Origin of the sequence: Bacillus sp. AFS023182 (assembly GCF_002560575.1) — a bacterium.
GTDB lineage: Bacteria > Bacillota > Bacilli > Bacillales > Bacillaceae_G > Bacillus_A > Bacillus_A arachidis.
Genome location: NZ_NTRO01000022.1, coordinates 112,532 through 127,133, shown reverse-complemented (window position 1 = coordinate 127,133; position 14,602 = coordinate 112,532). Strand labels below are relative to the sequence as shown.

Genomic DNA, 14,602 nt, shown 5'->3' with positions numbered 1-14,602 from the left:
GTGTTGACAAACTATCCACTCTCCTCAAATTATTCTTGCTGATATTATTCTCTCCAAGTGGTCTGACCACGAACACAATTACTATAATAATCGAACTATAGGGAAATTGTCCATTATATTTTCACTACGACATTTTCCTCACCGACTATTTCACGAAGTGCTCCTAAACATTCTTCACTTGGATGAATTGATAAACTACGAGATAATTGTACCATTTTATGTTCCTTTTCATAATAAATTAGTACTTTCACAAAACCTGAATAGTGAAACAATATTTTTGTAACTTGATTTAACAGCCTCTTTTCATACTGCGAGGGTAGTTTTACATAAATCGATGCTTCTTTCATTTCATTGTAAACATCCATTTGTTCCAATGGATAAAGACCGTTCACAATCCATTGCAATTTATGATTTCGCTGTTCAATCGTCCCCTCCACTAAAACAATTGCACCTTCTTGTAACCTCTCCGCAAAATGAATATACGTCTCAGGAAAAACAACTGCCTCCATTTCATCATTTTGATCACAAAAAGTGACGAACGCCATTTTTTGCAATTTTTTCGTCCGAATGACTTTTACACCTGTTACATAAACAATTGCACGTTGTACTTTTCGCTTTTGCCTCATCGCTTGCGCAAGCGATGGAATTTCTAGTTCTTTTACAAGCTTTGCGTACTGCGCCGTTGGATAACTGGATAAATAAAAGCCAAGCGCTTCTTTTTCATTATTTAATTGTTCAATAAAAGATAGCTCTTCTCCTTGTACATATACTGATTTTGGGACACTTTCTTCCCCTAATTCACGAGCAAGGCTTGCGTACTCTAGAGCCCCCTTAATACTGTTAAACAACGTTGTTCGCGAAACTTGAAAATCATCGAAACAGCCTGCCCAAACAAAAGCCTCTAAATTACGCTCCGTAACAAACTTTGCTGGCATACGAAGACAAAATTCAAATAAATCTTGGAATGGATTTCTTTCTCTTTCCTCTATCACCGCATTCACTGTAGCCATCCCTATATTTCGAATTGACAGCAAGCTATAACGGATTGCGTTCCCTTCTATTTGGAAATTGTAACTACTTCTATGAAGAGACGGCGATAAAACACGAAAACCTTTGCGCTTCGTTTCGCGTATATATTGCACAATCTTATCTTCATTACCTATCGCACTAGATAACAGCGCAGTCATAAACTCTAAAGGATAGTTCGCTTTTAAATAAGCAAGCTGATATCCAATCATACTGTAGGCTACAGCATGACTTCGGTTAAAACCGTAATTCGCAAATCTCACAATTAAATCATAAATTTGTTCTGCTGATGTCTTATCGTATCCATTTCGTAAACACCCTTGTACAAAATGCATTCTTTCTTGATCTAAAATCTCACGTTTTTTCTTACTCACTGCACGGCGAAGCAAATCAGCTTCCCCGAGTGAAAACCCTGCTAACTGCGAGGCGATTTGCATAATTTGTTCTTGGTATACAATGACACCATATGTGCTTTTTAAAATCGGCTTTAAATCCGCATGTAAATAATGAATTTGACGCTTTCCGTGCTTTGATTCAATAAAGGTTGGAATTTGCTCCATTGGTCCTGGGCGATATAATGCGTTAACAGCAACAATATCTTCAAACTCATTTGGTTTTAAGCTACGTAATACATTCCGCATTCCTCCGGATTCAAGCTGGAACACGCCTGTTGTATCTCCTTTTCCAAGTAACTGGAATGTCTTTTCATCCTCAAGTGGTAAATTCCGTATATCAATTTGTTTACCAGTTTTAGTCACAATAAAATTAAGAATGTTTTCGAGTAACGTTAAATTACGTAAACCTAAAAAGTCCATTTTTAACAGGCCCAGTTCTTCTAACACTTCTGCGGGATATTGCGTTACATATACATCGTTATGCCCTTCTTGAATCGCAACACTCCCCGTTAACGGCTCCTGACTCATTATGACTCCCGCCGCATGAATAGACGTATGACGTGGTAAACCTTCGACGCGCTTCGCAATTTCAAAAACACGCTCATGCAAGAGATTTCCTTGTACAAATTCACGAAGAGACCTAGATTCTTCATACGCTTCTTTTAATGTGATTCCAAGCTTTGACGGAATAAGTTTTGAAAATATATCGATATCCCTTGGTGGAAGCCCCATTACGCGGGCGATATCTCGAATCGCTGCTTTTGCAGCAAGCGTTCCGAACGTAACTATTTGAGCAACACGAAGCTGACCATATTTATCTTTCACATAACGAATCATCTCATCACGTCTAATATCCGGAAAATCAATATCAATATCTGGCAGCGTAACACGTTCAGGATTTAGAAATCGTTCAAACAGCAAGTCGTACTCAATTGGATCGATGTCTGTGATTTCTAACACATAAGAAACAAGTGAACCTGCTGCTGAACCACGACCCGGCCCTGTTAAAATGTCATGTTCATGTGCGTATTTCATAAAATCCCAAACAATGAGGAAATAATCACTAAATCCCATGCGAGAGATAACTTCAAGTTCATGTTCTAAACGTTTCCTATGTACATCTTGAACCGTTCTATATCGCTGTTTTAGACCCTCATTACAAATACGGCGCAAATAAGCATCTGATGTTTCATTAGATGGAACAGAAAACTTCGGCAATTGATTAACGTGGAAAGGAATTTCTACGCGGCAACGCTCAGCTATATGAACTGTATTCTGAACGGCTTCTTCTTCATGAGAAAATAAAGCCTGCATTTCAACTGCTGATTTTAAATAATACTGATCTGTTTTGAGTCTTGGTCTATCTGGATCAGTCATCTTTGTTCCGCTCTGAACTGATAGCAAGCACTCCTGCACAAGTGCATCGCTTTGATTCACATAACGGACATCATTTGTCGCGACGACTGGAATATTCATCTCGTTTATAAATTGTGGTATTTTCTCTTGTAAAAACAGTTCATCTTGAATCGCATGATGCTGCAAACTCATGTAAAAGCTTCCAAACATATTTTGATACGAACGAGCTACTTCTTCAGCGATCTCGTCTCTTCCTTCTAACAATAGCTGTTCAATTTCCCCGTCTTTTCCTGGTGAAATTGCAATCAACCCTTTTGCATAATGAGAAAGCCACTTTTTTGGGATCCCATCTTTAGACTTAGTCATGATCGTACTAGAAATTTTTAATAAGTTTTGATAACCTATTTCATTTTCTGCAAGTAATACAAGTGGATAAGCTCGCTCCTCCTCCTCACTAAACACAGAAGCTGTTAATCCGATAATCGGCTGTATACCATTCTTCTTACATGCTTTATAAAACGGAATGACTCCATACATCACATTTTCATCTGTAATCGCAAGCGATGAAAAGCCAAGCTCTTTCGCCCGAACGATGAGTTCATCAATTTTACAAGCACTTTTTAACAAACTATAAACGGTTTGACATTGTAAATGCGCAAACTTCACTGTTGTACCCTCTCTTTACCTATTTGACTACTCTCATTATAGGTGATGCGGAAAGCGGAAATCAAAACATACTTCTTATACTTTGTCCATATATATGAAAGAGAAAGGAGAATGACGATGGATGTAAGACAATATACTTTTTTCTCTCTTCTTATTATTAGTTATTTTATTGCCTTTGGGGTTATACTTGGTGGTTCTTTAATTGGAGGAGTTGGGGCATTTCTGATTGGACAGCCTGCCCTTACTTCCATTAATCAATTCGCACAAAATTTACGAATTTGGGCACTCGTCGCAGCAATCGGCGGGACTTTTGACACATTTTATAGCTTTGAAAGAAGTTTTTTCGAAGGAGATATGAGAGACATTGTGAAACAAATTTTACTTATCTTTTTCGCAACAGGCGGCATGCAAACCGGTCTTATTATTATTAAATGGATTACGCAGGATCATGTATGAGAGTACCAAGCGATTCTACCGCTAAACGATGGTATTTATTTTTGGGTGGCGCTGCGGTTGGTGGTATTTTTAGCTGGTTTATTTTTTTGTACATATATGGTGTTTTTCAACAAGAACAAGCCAGTACAATCGAAAAACAAAAACAAATCATTAAGAAACAAGAAGAAAAGCTTCATGTTCTTCTTGAAGATCACGATAAACTAAATGAAGAAAACAAGCAGCTCTTAACTATTCAAGAAATTAAAATTAAAATTTCAAACCATGATAAATACGACTTAGACAACCTTACTCTCGAAAACATGACAACATCCATTCACAATGACCTACAGCATCTCTTAACGAAAAATATACAAAGCATTGCGAAAAATAAAGAACTCCTAAAAAAAGTAATTGAAAATAAAGTATATAAACACTATGATCGAACCTATCGCTTCAAAGTTTCCTCACTCTCTTTTGATACCGTGCTCGAAATTGACATCAATATAAAACAAGAAAAGTAGGAACGCAGCGTCCCTACTTTTTCTTGTTTTATATAAGAGTATTCTTATTTACAAATCTCACGCAAGTCTGCAAAAAGACGATCTGCTTCTTCCCAAGAAGACGCTTTTGCACCCGAAGCCATCGGATGACCTCCGCCATTATACTTCATCGCTAGCTTATTAATAACCGGTCCTTTTGAACGAAGGCGAACGCGAATTACATCTTCTTCCTCTAAAAATAAAACCCAAGCTTTTAGTCCGTCAACATTACCAAGTGCTCCAACAACGCCAGATGCTTCAGAAGGAAGGACATCGAACTCTTCTAGCACTTCTTTTGTCAGCTTAATATAAGCCGCTCCCTCTTCTGTCATCGTAAAGTTTTGTAAAATGAATCCATTTAAACGAGCGATTTTCTCTTTCGTTTTATACATTTCGTTATATAACTCTGGAAAATCTACACCCATTTCAACAAGCTCACCTGCATAGCGAAGTGTTCTTGCCGATGTATTTGGGAATAAGAAACGCCCTGTATCTCCAACAATACCAGCTAGAATAAGACGTGCAGATTCTTTCGATAGTTTTAGACCTTTATCTTTTCCATAAGAATACAATTCATAAATAAGCTCGCTTGTAGAACTTGATGTCGTGTCCACCCACGTAATGTCTCCGTATGGATCTTCATTTGGATGATGATCGATTTTAATGAGCATCTTTCCTTTTGTATAACGCTGATCACAAACGCGTTCTTGATTCGCTGTATCACAAACGATAACAAGTGCATTCGCATAAGTCTCATCATCAATTTCATCCATTACTCGTAAATAAGATAAGGTTGGTTCATTGTATCCGACCATATAAACCTTTTTCTCTGGAAACGATTCTTGAAGAATTGTCCCAAGACCACACTGAGAACCTAATGCATCTGGGTCTGGACGGACATGACGGTGAATGATAATCGTATCAAACTCTTTAATCATCGCTAAAATTTGTTCATGCATATGTATAATCTCCTTTTTATTAATTTCTACCTCTGTCATCAATTTTCTTACTTTATCCTTCATTATAACTGAAAATAATTTATTCATGTGGACAATTGCTTTATAATAATAGTTAGAAAGTTTAGATAATGTCTTTTGTTTTCTTTTGGCATGAATATGAAATGGGCACTAATCGCTTCTATGCTTGAGCGGATCCTCTCTTCCACCTAAAAGAAAGGATTTTATTTCAGGTTTTTTATTTAGATTTATCCAGGGTTTTATCACCCTATCAATCACGACTTTGTAAACAAAAAGGATTCTCTACTCATTTCCTACCTGTGTTTTCTCTCGGCACGGGGCTAAAATAGGCACTGACCGCTTCGATCCTCTCTTCCACCTAAAAAAGAGGGACTTGATATTTCATGTTTTTAATTTATCTACATACAAAATAATGGAGGATTACATTATGCCAGTATTAGTCTTTTGTATTATCATTTCATTTATGTTGTATCTCTTCTATAAAACAAAATATTTTCGTACAAATCGTCAGATGGAAAAAGGGTGGCTTGCTGGAAAATCTGCGATGGCACTTGGTGTATTCGTTGCATTATTCGGTGCAAATCAATTTTTCTTAGACATCTCGACTGCACGTATCATCGTCGGTGTCTTATTTATCTTATTTGGCAGTGCAAGCGTTTTTAATGGATTCCGCCAGTATAAACACTTCTCGCCTCTTGCAATCGAAGAAGCAGAAGCATATAAAAAAATGTAAAAAGCATCAGCTATTCATGCTGATGCTTTTTTGTGATTCTTTATTTTCAAAATTAGATAGGCAACAAAAGCAGGTGGAATATTAAAAGGATTGCCTTGCACATGAAAATGTAATTGTTCTTCTTCAAAAGACATATTTTTATACAGTTCTTGTTGTGAAAGTTTTGTTAGTTGTCTTTGCTCGTTTAATCCTTTAATGTAAAGATACTGAATCGGTATCATCATAAGAAAATAAAACAATGCAACACCACCAAAAAAGAGTAACTCTGATGACATATCAAGCACCATCCTTTTTTTCTTTATATATATCAATTATCTGATAATTCAATTATACCATAAACTGCCAAACAAAAGGAGCCGCAATCTCATTGATTGACCAAATTGACCCGGTTCTTATGTAATTGTTCATTGTTCTTTTTATCGTCATTGATTTAGGTTTATGTGTTTCCGTAATCATGAAGAAAATGTTCTTAGTTCCTATCATCACACTCATTCTAAACGCTCTATACGAAATTGGGTATACGAAACATTACTATCCCGATTCTCCTATCACCTTTACTTCATGGAATATAATCTTCCCACTATTTCGTTACTATTAGCTGTATTCATACCCTTTTACAAAAAAGAGCTGAATGAATATCCCTGTCATAAAAGGGATTCTCCATTCAGCTCTTTTTCATGTTTATCGATCAATGAGCTGCACCATTAATAGTGCTTTTCCAACAACTTCTCCTCCGTGCCGCACTTCTACATCTACCTTTCCAAATTTACGCCCAATTTCTAACACCTGCGGATGTACAGAAACAACATTGTCGATTTGAACAGGCTTTACAAAGTAGATTGTTAAATTCTCAACAATCGAATCGCTTTTTTTCTGCGCACGAATGGCACGATTCGTTGCTTCTGTGACAACAGTTGTAAATACTCCATATGATAATGTTCCAAATGAACTCGTCATTTGTGGCGTCACAGAAAATTGATAACTGTGTTCGTGCTTTGCTTCTTTCGGTGTCACAAATTGATTTGTAACGATATCTTCAATCGTCTCCCCAACTTGCGGTTGACGTTGAATCATTTGCAGCGCTTGTAGTACGTCTTGACGACTAATAATTCCTTGCAAGCGATTGTTTTCATCAACAACAGGAAGAAGTTCAATTCCTTCCCATACCATCATGCGGGCTGCCGCTGCAACAGACATTTTCCCATTTACTGTAATCGGCTGCTTTGTCATTACTTTTTCAATTGGTGTTTCTTTCGCGATACCAATCATATCTTTTGAAGTAACAATCCCTAATACCTTTTTATTTTCATCCACAATTGGATAACGCCCATGCATCGTTTCTTCATTATACGCATGCCATTGTTCTACTCTATCACTAGGTTTTAAATATAGCGTCTCTTCAATTGGTGTTAAAATATCTTCAACAAGTACAATTTCCTTTTTGATAAGCTGATCATAAATGGCGCGGTTAATTAACGTTGCCACAGTGAACGTATCATAGCTACTTGAAATAATCGGTAGCTTTAATTCATCCGCTAATTTTTTCACACGGTCTTCTGTATCAAATCCACCTGTAATTAAGACTGCAGCGCCTGCTTCTAACGCTAGTTGATGGGCATTCGTACGGTTACCGATAATCAGCAAGTTCCCAGCTTCTGTATAGCGCATCATCGCCTCTAATTTCATGGCCCCAATCACGAATTTATTTAATGTTTTATGTAATCCTTCTCTTCCACCAAGTACTTGGCCATCGACAATATTGACCACTTCGGCATATGTTAGTTTTTCAATATTTTCCTTTTTCTTTTGTTCAATTCGGATCGTTCCGACACGTTCAATTGTACTGACATATCCTTTATTCTCTGCATCTTTAATCGCACGATAGGCTGTTCCTTCACTTACACTCAAATCTTTTGCAATTTGACGTACAGAAATTTTATGCCCTACCGGCAGGCTATTAATATGTTCTAAAATTTGATTATGCTTGGTAGCCAAATGGTTTCACCATACTTTCTTTTCCCTAAATTCTTCATGTGTTGTATTTTTAGTATACTATATTTCCGAAACTGTTACACTGTACTTTTATGTATCTGTACTATTTTTTTTATAACAAAAATGACCCTTATATTCTATCAGTCACATTCTTACAACAGTGTAATGCTACTGTCACCTCATTCGATAGTTTGTCTTCTCGTTCCAAGATACAATAAAGACAAGAAGTCAAACGAAGGAGCGAATGAAAATGAAAAAATTTTTAGAAGTTGTAGGTGCTATATTTTTAGCTTTCGTTGATGGCAAAAAAGTTGCAATGGAATTAAATGAAGCACCAGAACAAACATCACCAGAAGTAAAAGAAACACCAAAACAAGCATCGGCTTTCAAACCTATTTTGCACACATAAAAAAACCTTCACTTGTCTTTTCAAATGAAGGGTCTTCTTTTTATATTGTAATACTTTCCCCAGCTTCTAATACCTTACCTGTACTACTTGTTAATTTTTGCACAAAAAGATGCGGATCCTGTTCAATAACTGGGAACGTATTATAATGCATTGGTACAACCGTTTTTGCTCCAATCCATTCCGCAGCTAATACTGCATCCTCTGGTCCCATTGTAAAATTATCACCAATTGGTAAAAATGCGATATCAATTTTGTTCAGAGACCCAATTAACTTCATATCAGAAAATAATGCAGTATCCCCTGCATGATAAATCGTTTTCTCTTCTGCCGTAAATAAAATTCCAGCCGGCATTCCCGTATATGTAATCGTCTTATTTTCTTCATCAATATAACTAGAACCATGGAATGCTTGTGTAAATTTCACTTTCCCAAAATCAAATACATGCGAGCCACCGATATGCATTGGGTGCGTATTCACACCTTGCCATCCTAAAAATGTTGCGAGTTCAAATGGTGCCACAACAACCGCATTATTTTTCTTCGCAAGCGCTACTGTATCGCCGACATGATCACCATGACCATGCGATAAAATAATTGCGTCTACCTTAACATCTTCGGCCTTTAAATCTGTTTTGGGATTACCTGTTAAAAATGGATCAATTAAGATAACCTTCCCATTCGTTTCAATCTTTACAACTGAATGGCCATGATAAGATACTTTCATGATTATATTCCTCCCTTGTTTACATTCACACCTTGTATTCTACATGATTTCACAATTCCCTGTCTTTTCAAACATCGATTTGCTTGTCATAACGCTTCCATCCGATGTAAAGTTATATATGTAATTAAAATCTCGGGGGTGCGAATTTATGAATACTAGATTAGAAAACTTAATGCAATGGCTACAAGAACAGAACGTAGAAGCTGCATTTTTAACTTCTACACCAAACATCTTCTATATGACAAACTTCCATTGCGAACCACACGAAAGACTACTCGGTCTATTTGTATTCCAAGAAAAAGAACCAATTTTAATCTGCCCTAAAATGGAAGAAGGTCAGGCTAGAAACGCTGGTTGGGCGCATGAAATTATCGGATTCACTGATACAGACAAACCGTGGGATATGATTACAAAAGCAATTCAAGACCGTGGCATCGATGTAAATAAAGTGGCAATTGAAAAAGAACATTTAAATGTAGAACGCTATGAAGAAGTAAGAAAATTATTCCCGAAAGCATCTTTCCAATCTGCCGAAGAAAAAGTACGCGAACTTCGTTTAATTAAAGACGAAAAAGAACTTTCTATTTTACGCCAAGCAGCTTCCATGGCTGACTACGCTGTTGAAATCGGTGTAAATGCGATTCAAGAAAATCGTAGCGAATTAGAAGTGTTAGCAATCATCGAACATGAAATGAAGAAAAAAGGCATTCATAAAATGTCCTTTGACACAATGGTACTAACAGGAGCAAACTCCGCATTGCCACACGGCATTCCAGGAGCAAACAAAATGAAGCGCGGTGACTTCGTACTATTTGACCTAGGTGTCATCATTGACGGTTACTGCTCTGACATTACACGTACAGTAGCATTTGGCGATATTTCAGAAGAACAAACACGCATTTATAACACTGTACTAGCTGGCCAATTACAAGCGGTTGAAGCTTGTAAACCAGGTGTTACACTTGGCGAAATTGACCGTGCTGCTCGCTCTGTTATCGCAGATGCAGGTTATGGAGATTTCTTCCCGCACCGCCTTGGCCACGGACTTGGAATTAGCGTACACGAGTATCCAGATGTAAAAGAAGGAAATCCATCTCCATTAAAAGAAGGAATGGTCTTCACAATTGAACCAGGTATTTACATACCAAACGTAGGCGGTGTTCGTATTGAAGATGATCTCTACATCACGAAAGACGGATCAGAAATTTTAACGAAATTCCCAAAAGAATTACAGTTTGTTAAATAAGAAAAAAGGTAGCGACTGCGCTACCTTTTTTTATATCCTATGTCTCTACTATCTCAAACCTATTAACAGTTATCCTGATTTCAACTTTATATACACCTTCATCGTCAAAATTTAAAATCACGTCTGTTTGGATTCCCATATGTAGGTGTTGATTTATATAACTTCTATCATTTCGGATTTTTTATTCATGATGAAATATACAGTCTCATTTCTCATCATAACGTATCCTTCCATAGCACCTTTTTCTGTTTGTTGTTGCACATTCACATGCTCATTCTCAACTTTCTCATTACGTATACATGCTATTACTATCGTGAAAAGTCCAATAACTTTCTTTTTACTGTAGTATGTATTTCTTGTATATTCTCTATTTCTATTATAATATTTAAATACAGAATTTTCTAAACACATAAAAAAAGGAGAGATTGCATGCAACAACTTCAAAAACAATTAGAAGAAATAAAGGCTAATCATTACACCATAGATTCCACGATAGATATCGATAAACTAATTTCAAAAATGCTTCAGCATATCGGCACCCCAGATAGTTATTTACGAGATACATTAATCTACACAACGTTTTTCCATCTTATTACAAATGATCATATTACACACACACAATTATCGCAATTATTGTCACAAAGTATAAACGAACAATATTTATTTTATAAAATCACTACAGATGATAAGGATGCAGTATTCACTCGATCATTTACAACACTATTAATTGCTTTAATCATATACGCCGATACAAAACATAACTTCTTATCACCGTCTGACATATTAGATGTGAAAGACAAATTAATTATATATATGAACCAAGAACATGATTTTCGCGGATATGTTAGTGAACAAGGTTGGGCTCATAGCATCGCTCATGTTTCAGATACATTCGATGAACTTGTCAACAATCCAAAGCTTGAAACCACATATTACCCAGAAATAATGCAAACTCTATTAAAAAAAGTAAGTGTACATACAACTCATTACAACTATGAAGAAGATGAAAGAATTGTCACTCCTATCATCGCCATGCTTAAAAACGGTTTAAATAAAAAAGAACTCATCTCATCCTTACATTCCTTAATAAATCAAATGGAAGTTCAAAAAACAAAATTATCTACCGCACCTTATGAAGCGTTATACAGAAATATAAAATCATTTTTGCGAAGCTTATTCTTCCGATTACGAACAAATTCCATATGTAAAGAAACAGAAATCGAGATTGAAAACTTATTAAAAAGATTTCGTCAATACAATTAAAAAGAAGGCCTCTCAAAAGGTGCCTTCTTCCATTTCACTAATATTTAATTGAAATTTAACAATCCAAACTGAGAAAAAGTGTACACAAATCGCGATGGCCATACATGTCCCGCTCAAAAAAGTTAAAATTGGGTGCGAGTATGAATGTCCTAAACCATAAGACGCTCCAACAAAAAACATTGTTATGTAGATATAAATTGCTCCATGTATTTGCTTCATATAGGCCCCCTTTTTCCATATTATAACATAAATTTTCTAACTATTCTCACTAATGTTTCGAAATAGATATTTCTCAACTGTTCCCCCTCTTATATATGGTACTCCCCACAACTAATTTCAATTATTCTTTAATTCTACTTGAATAATCATTTGTAGTTGTATTTATAATTCTCTATATTAAGAATTATAATAATAAGTGTTTATTATAGCAGAAAATTAATAGAGGGGCTTTTTATTCCTTCAAATTCATGTAGTTGGAATCACCATGTTGAGCGCTCTAACAATATTTCTTATATGAGTAGAAAGGCTTGAAATATGTAATTTTCTACAAGCAAAAAACCCATCTCCTCTGATGAACTTTTCCTATTACTTACAAAAATATTATTTCATCGCTTCTTTAACAACATCTTGAATCATAACAACTTCTGTTTTCATATGGGAAACAGGCGATTCTTCATCGATACATTCATACCAAAACTCTAAATGCTTTTTATCAATTTCATGCTGAGAACTTTCGACATCTATTCCGCCTTCTCCTTGTACCGAATACCAATACAAATACTCTTTCTCATCCCTTATTTCCCGGAAAATTGTCTCTACATACATTTTTTCGTCGTTTAATGTCAAAAGTACTTCTTTCATATGATTATTGAGAAGTTTCATCCACTCATCCACACGATGACTTTTTCCTGGTTTCACTTTAAATCTTGTTAATTCGACCTTCATGTTTATTCCCTCATCTTTTTTCGTACATATAAAACATATTCTATTGGATGACAAAAACCTAATTTACCAGCTAAATTTTGTGAAGAAATGTTATCGCTATTACAATCCCAACACGGTGTAATTCCATTTTGTATGCAATGTTCTATGAAAGAAGTTGCGACTAATCCAGCAAGCCCTTTCCGTTGATGGTCTGGATGTGTTGCAATATCAATTTCCGCAAAATCATCACCTCTAAAAATTGAAATACACTCCGCCACTACCTTTTGACCTTGTACAATACAAAAACCAAAACCACGCTTCAAAAACGTTTCTTTTGATCCCCAATACTCTTTATAATACTGCTCCGTAAATTCCGTACTTTTTTCTATTACATTTTTATCGACACGTATGACCTGGTACGTAAAATCATCTACTTCTCTTTTTCCATCTTCAAAGCACTCTCTTTGAAATAGAAATTTTTTTCGAGGGATTTTCCGAAATACATCCTTGAAATGATTTTCAATAATGTTTTCCCAATCTAAGCTAGACACAAATAATGTGAATCGTTTCTCTGTTGTTAAAACATTACTTTCAATGTGAGAAAACAAAGTACATTGAAATTCCTGATCATATGTATCTCCAAACAAATAGTAAATACCATTAGCAGTCGCAATCATTCCTGCTGTTAATCTATCATTTACAAAGATTTCACCATCTATCGTTTGATCACATACTGCATAGGCAAAAGTAGCTGTCTGTTTGTTCTCTTCTAAAACCGGAAGAATCTTATGATACTCTGGTAACACTAACTTTCTCATACATTCTCCACAATAACAGTATCCGCTTCTAAATTTTCAAAACAGAGGTTAACGGTTCGCTGTAGTGCTCTTGTGCGGTGGATAGTACCTGCTGGAATTAAAATAGAATCATTCGGTTTTAGAACAACTGTATCCTTATCCTGAAAATCGATCAGCAATTCTCCCTCGAGTACTATAAATAATTCATCCGAATTCGAGTGAAAGTGCCAATCATATTCTCCCATAAACACAGCAATCCGCAAACAATGATTATTTATATTCGAGACAACAAAATTTTTGTGCTGCTCTGTAATCTCTTTTGTGAGTTCTAAAAGATTTACTTTCTCCATCATTCTTCCCATCCCCTAAGTTATTTATTATTTCCGCAAAAACCAGCCAAGTACAATTACAATTGCAAAGATCAAAAAACATTTCTATTTCTGTTTCCTTACTTTTTTCACTTCTTCTTTTAATTCTCGTACAGTTTGCTCTAAACTAACGATAGCTTCTCCTCTCGTTCAAATCATTTCTCTTTTGTATTCTTTCTTCTGGCTCTTTTGTTAAATTTATTACTGCGCTTCCTTTCTGCGATACACTATTCCATCCTAGTAATCTCTTTCAAGTTCTAACGTTTCATTCTGAATAATGAAACATTTTAAGATAGATTACTTTTTTAATCTCCACCGCCCCCGCAATCTCCACCACCACTATCACTTGAACTACTACAATTATTATCGCTGTAGTTTACAAATCCACTTGACGAGTTTGAAGCATAGGAAGATCGTTTTCTTTTCTGCTGCCTTTTCTTATCATTTTTACTTTCACGGCTTGGCCATACTTTGTCAAACAATACAAAAAACATACCGAATGGTGCCAAAAAAACAATCCCCTGAAAGATGTCTTCCAAAAATTCAGGTCTTATCTCGATTTGATAAAATACACCTAACAAATACATACACAAAATCACATATAAAACCATACTAATATACCTAGCAATTCCCTCTATACGAAAAGCCAGCTTCTGTTGAAATGGTATATTCTGTTCCTGCTTTTTCTTTATATATTTCTGCCGTTTTATCTGTTTTTTCTTCCTACTCTTTCTCCCCATGACATCCCCTCT

Annotated in this window: 17 protein-coding genes; 6 read left to right on the top strand and 11 right to left on the bottom strand. The window is 35.8% G+C overall.

Translation table 11 applies throughout. From position 1 onward, the window contains the following. Positions 1-113: 113 nt before the first annotated feature. Entirely contained in the window at positions 114-3,443 is a 3,330-nt protein-coding gene (gene dnaE, locus CN288_RS11720; RefSeq protein WP_098302307.1) for a DNA polymerase III subunit alpha, read from the bottom strand. A gap of 117 nt (positions 3,444-3,560) precedes the next feature. Between dnaE and CN288_RS11715 the strand changes: the two genes are divergently transcribed. Continuing rightward, positions 3,561-3,899, top strand: a complete 339-nt coding sequence (locus CN288_RS11715) for a YtrH family sporulation protein (RefSeq protein WP_026593644.1) — start codon at positions 3,561-3,563, stop codon at positions 3,897-3,899. Then, positions 3,896-4,399 (top strand): sporulation membrane protein YtrI, encoded by a 504-nt coding sequence (gene ytrI, locus CN288_RS11710; protein WP_026593645.1) that lies wholly within the window; start codon positions 3,896-3,898, stop codon positions 4,397-4,399. The genes CN288_RS11715 and ytrI overlap by 4 nt, the downstream gene beginning before the upstream one ends. A gap of 44 nt (positions 4,400-4,443) precedes the next feature. On the opposite strand, the gene CN288_RS11705 is transcribed toward ytrI, so the two are convergent. After that, positions 4,444-5,376, bottom strand: coding sequence for a DHH family phosphoesterase (locus CN288_RS11705; RefSeq protein ID WP_026593646.1), 933 nt, complete (start codon positions 5,374-5,376; stop codon positions 4,444-4,446). Between the two features lie 445 nt (positions 5,377-5,821). Here CN288_RS11705 and CN288_RS11700 point away from each other — a divergent pair, with 445 nt between their 5' ends. Next, a complete protein-coding gene (locus CN288_RS11700) occupies positions 5,822-6,127 on the top strand; it encodes a YtpI family protein (protein ID WP_026593647.1) in 306 nt (101 codons plus the stop codon). 14 nt (positions 6,128-6,141) lie between these two features. On the opposite strand, the gene CN288_RS11695 is transcribed toward CN288_RS11700, so the two are convergent. Both CN288_RS11695 and CN288_RS11690 read right to left on the bottom strand, forming a co-directional pair. Further along, positions 6,142-6,402 (bottom strand): DUF3949 domain-containing protein, encoded by a 261-nt coding sequence (locus CN288_RS11695; RefSeq protein WP_026593648.1) that lies wholly within the window; start codon positions 6,400-6,402, stop codon positions 6,142-6,144. Positions 6,403-6,808: 406 nt separating this feature from the next. Beyond that, positions 6,809-8,122 carry a DRTGG domain-containing protein gene (locus CN288_RS11690; RefSeq protein ID WP_026593649.1) on the bottom strand — a complete coding sequence of 438 codons (1,314 nt, stop codon included), beginning with the start codon at positions 8,120-8,122 and terminating at the stop codon, positions 6,809-6,811. Between the two features lie 241 nt (positions 8,123-8,363). On the opposite strand from CN288_RS11690, the gene CN288_RS28740 reads away from it, so the two are divergent. Next, complete coding sequence (locus tag CN288_RS28740; RefSeq protein ID WP_176527663.1) at positions 8,364-8,528, top strand: hypothetical protein; 165 nt, start codon at positions 8,364-8,366, stop codon at positions 8,526-8,528. Positions 8,529-8,568: 40 nt separating this feature from the next. On the opposite strand, the gene CN288_RS11680 is transcribed toward CN288_RS28740, so the two are convergent. Next, on the bottom strand, positions 8,569-9,252 hold the full coding sequence (locus CN288_RS11680) for a metal-dependent hydrolase (RefSeq protein ID WP_026593650.1): 684 nt from the start codon (positions 9,250-9,252) through the stop codon (positions 8,569-8,571). A gap of 148 nt (positions 9,253-9,400) precedes the next feature. Here CN288_RS11680 and pepQ point away from each other — a divergent pair, with 148 nt between their 5' ends. Continuing rightward, the gene (gene pepQ, locus CN288_RS11675) at positions 9,401-10,498 is read left to right on the top strand and encodes a Xaa-Pro dipeptidase (protein WP_026593651.1); all 1,098 of its coding nucleotides are present in this window, start codon (positions 9,401-9,403) and stop codon (positions 10,496-10,498) included. A 153-nt stretch (positions 10,499-10,651) separates the two neighbouring features. Here the strand turns inward: pepQ and CN288_RS29550 are convergent, their stop codons facing one another. Beyond that, positions 10,652-10,909: a DUF3221 domain-containing protein gene (locus CN288_RS29550; protein ID WP_141527955.1), complete on the bottom strand. Its 258-nt coding sequence runs from the start codon at positions 10,907-10,909 to the stop codon at positions 10,652-10,654. Positions 10,910-10,927: 18 nt separating this feature from the next. Here CN288_RS29550 and CN288_RS11665 point away from each other — a divergent pair, with 18 nt between their 5' ends. Then, complete coding sequence (locus CN288_RS11665) at positions 10,928-11,761, top strand: DUF2785 domain-containing protein (RefSeq protein ID WP_026593652.1); 834 nt, start codon at positions 10,928-10,930, stop codon at positions 11,759-11,761. A 12-nt stretch (positions 11,762-11,773) separates the two neighbouring features. Here CN288_RS11665 and CN288_RS11660 read toward each other — a convergent pair whose 3' ends face one another. The 5 genes from CN288_RS11660 to CN288_RS11640 all read right to left on the bottom strand — a co-directional run bounded on the left by CN288_RS11660 (position 11,774) and on the right by CN288_RS11640 (position 14,590). Next, positions 11,774-11,980 carry a hypothetical protein gene (locus CN288_RS11660; RefSeq protein ID WP_026593653.1) on the bottom strand — a complete coding sequence of 69 codons (207 nt, stop codon included), beginning with the start codon at positions 11,978-11,980 and terminating at the stop codon, positions 11,774-11,776. Between the two features lie 381 nt (positions 11,981-12,361). Then, positions 12,362-12,706 carry a DUF6176 family protein gene (locus tag CN288_RS11655; RefSeq protein ID WP_026593654.1) on the bottom strand — a complete coding sequence of 115 codons (345 nt, stop codon included), beginning with the start codon at positions 12,704-12,706 and terminating at the stop codon, positions 12,362-12,364. Between the two features lie 2 nt (positions 12,707-12,708). Continuing rightward, entirely contained in the window at positions 12,709-13,503 is a 795-nt protein-coding gene (locus tag CN288_RS11650) for a GNAT family N-acetyltransferase (RefSeq protein ID WP_026593655.1), read from the bottom strand. Next, positions 13,500-13,832, bottom strand: a complete 333-nt coding sequence (locus CN288_RS11645; RefSeq protein ID WP_026593656.1) for a cupin domain-containing protein — start codon at positions 13,830-13,832, stop codon at positions 13,500-13,502. The genes CN288_RS11650 and CN288_RS11645 overlap by 4 nt, the downstream gene beginning before the upstream one ends. A 323-nt stretch (positions 13,833-14,155) precedes the next feature. Further along, entirely contained in the window at positions 14,156-14,590 is a 435-nt protein-coding gene (locus CN288_RS11640) for a hypothetical protein (RefSeq protein ID WP_026593657.1), read from the bottom strand. Between the last annotated feature and the right edge of the window lie 12 nt (positions 14,591-14,602).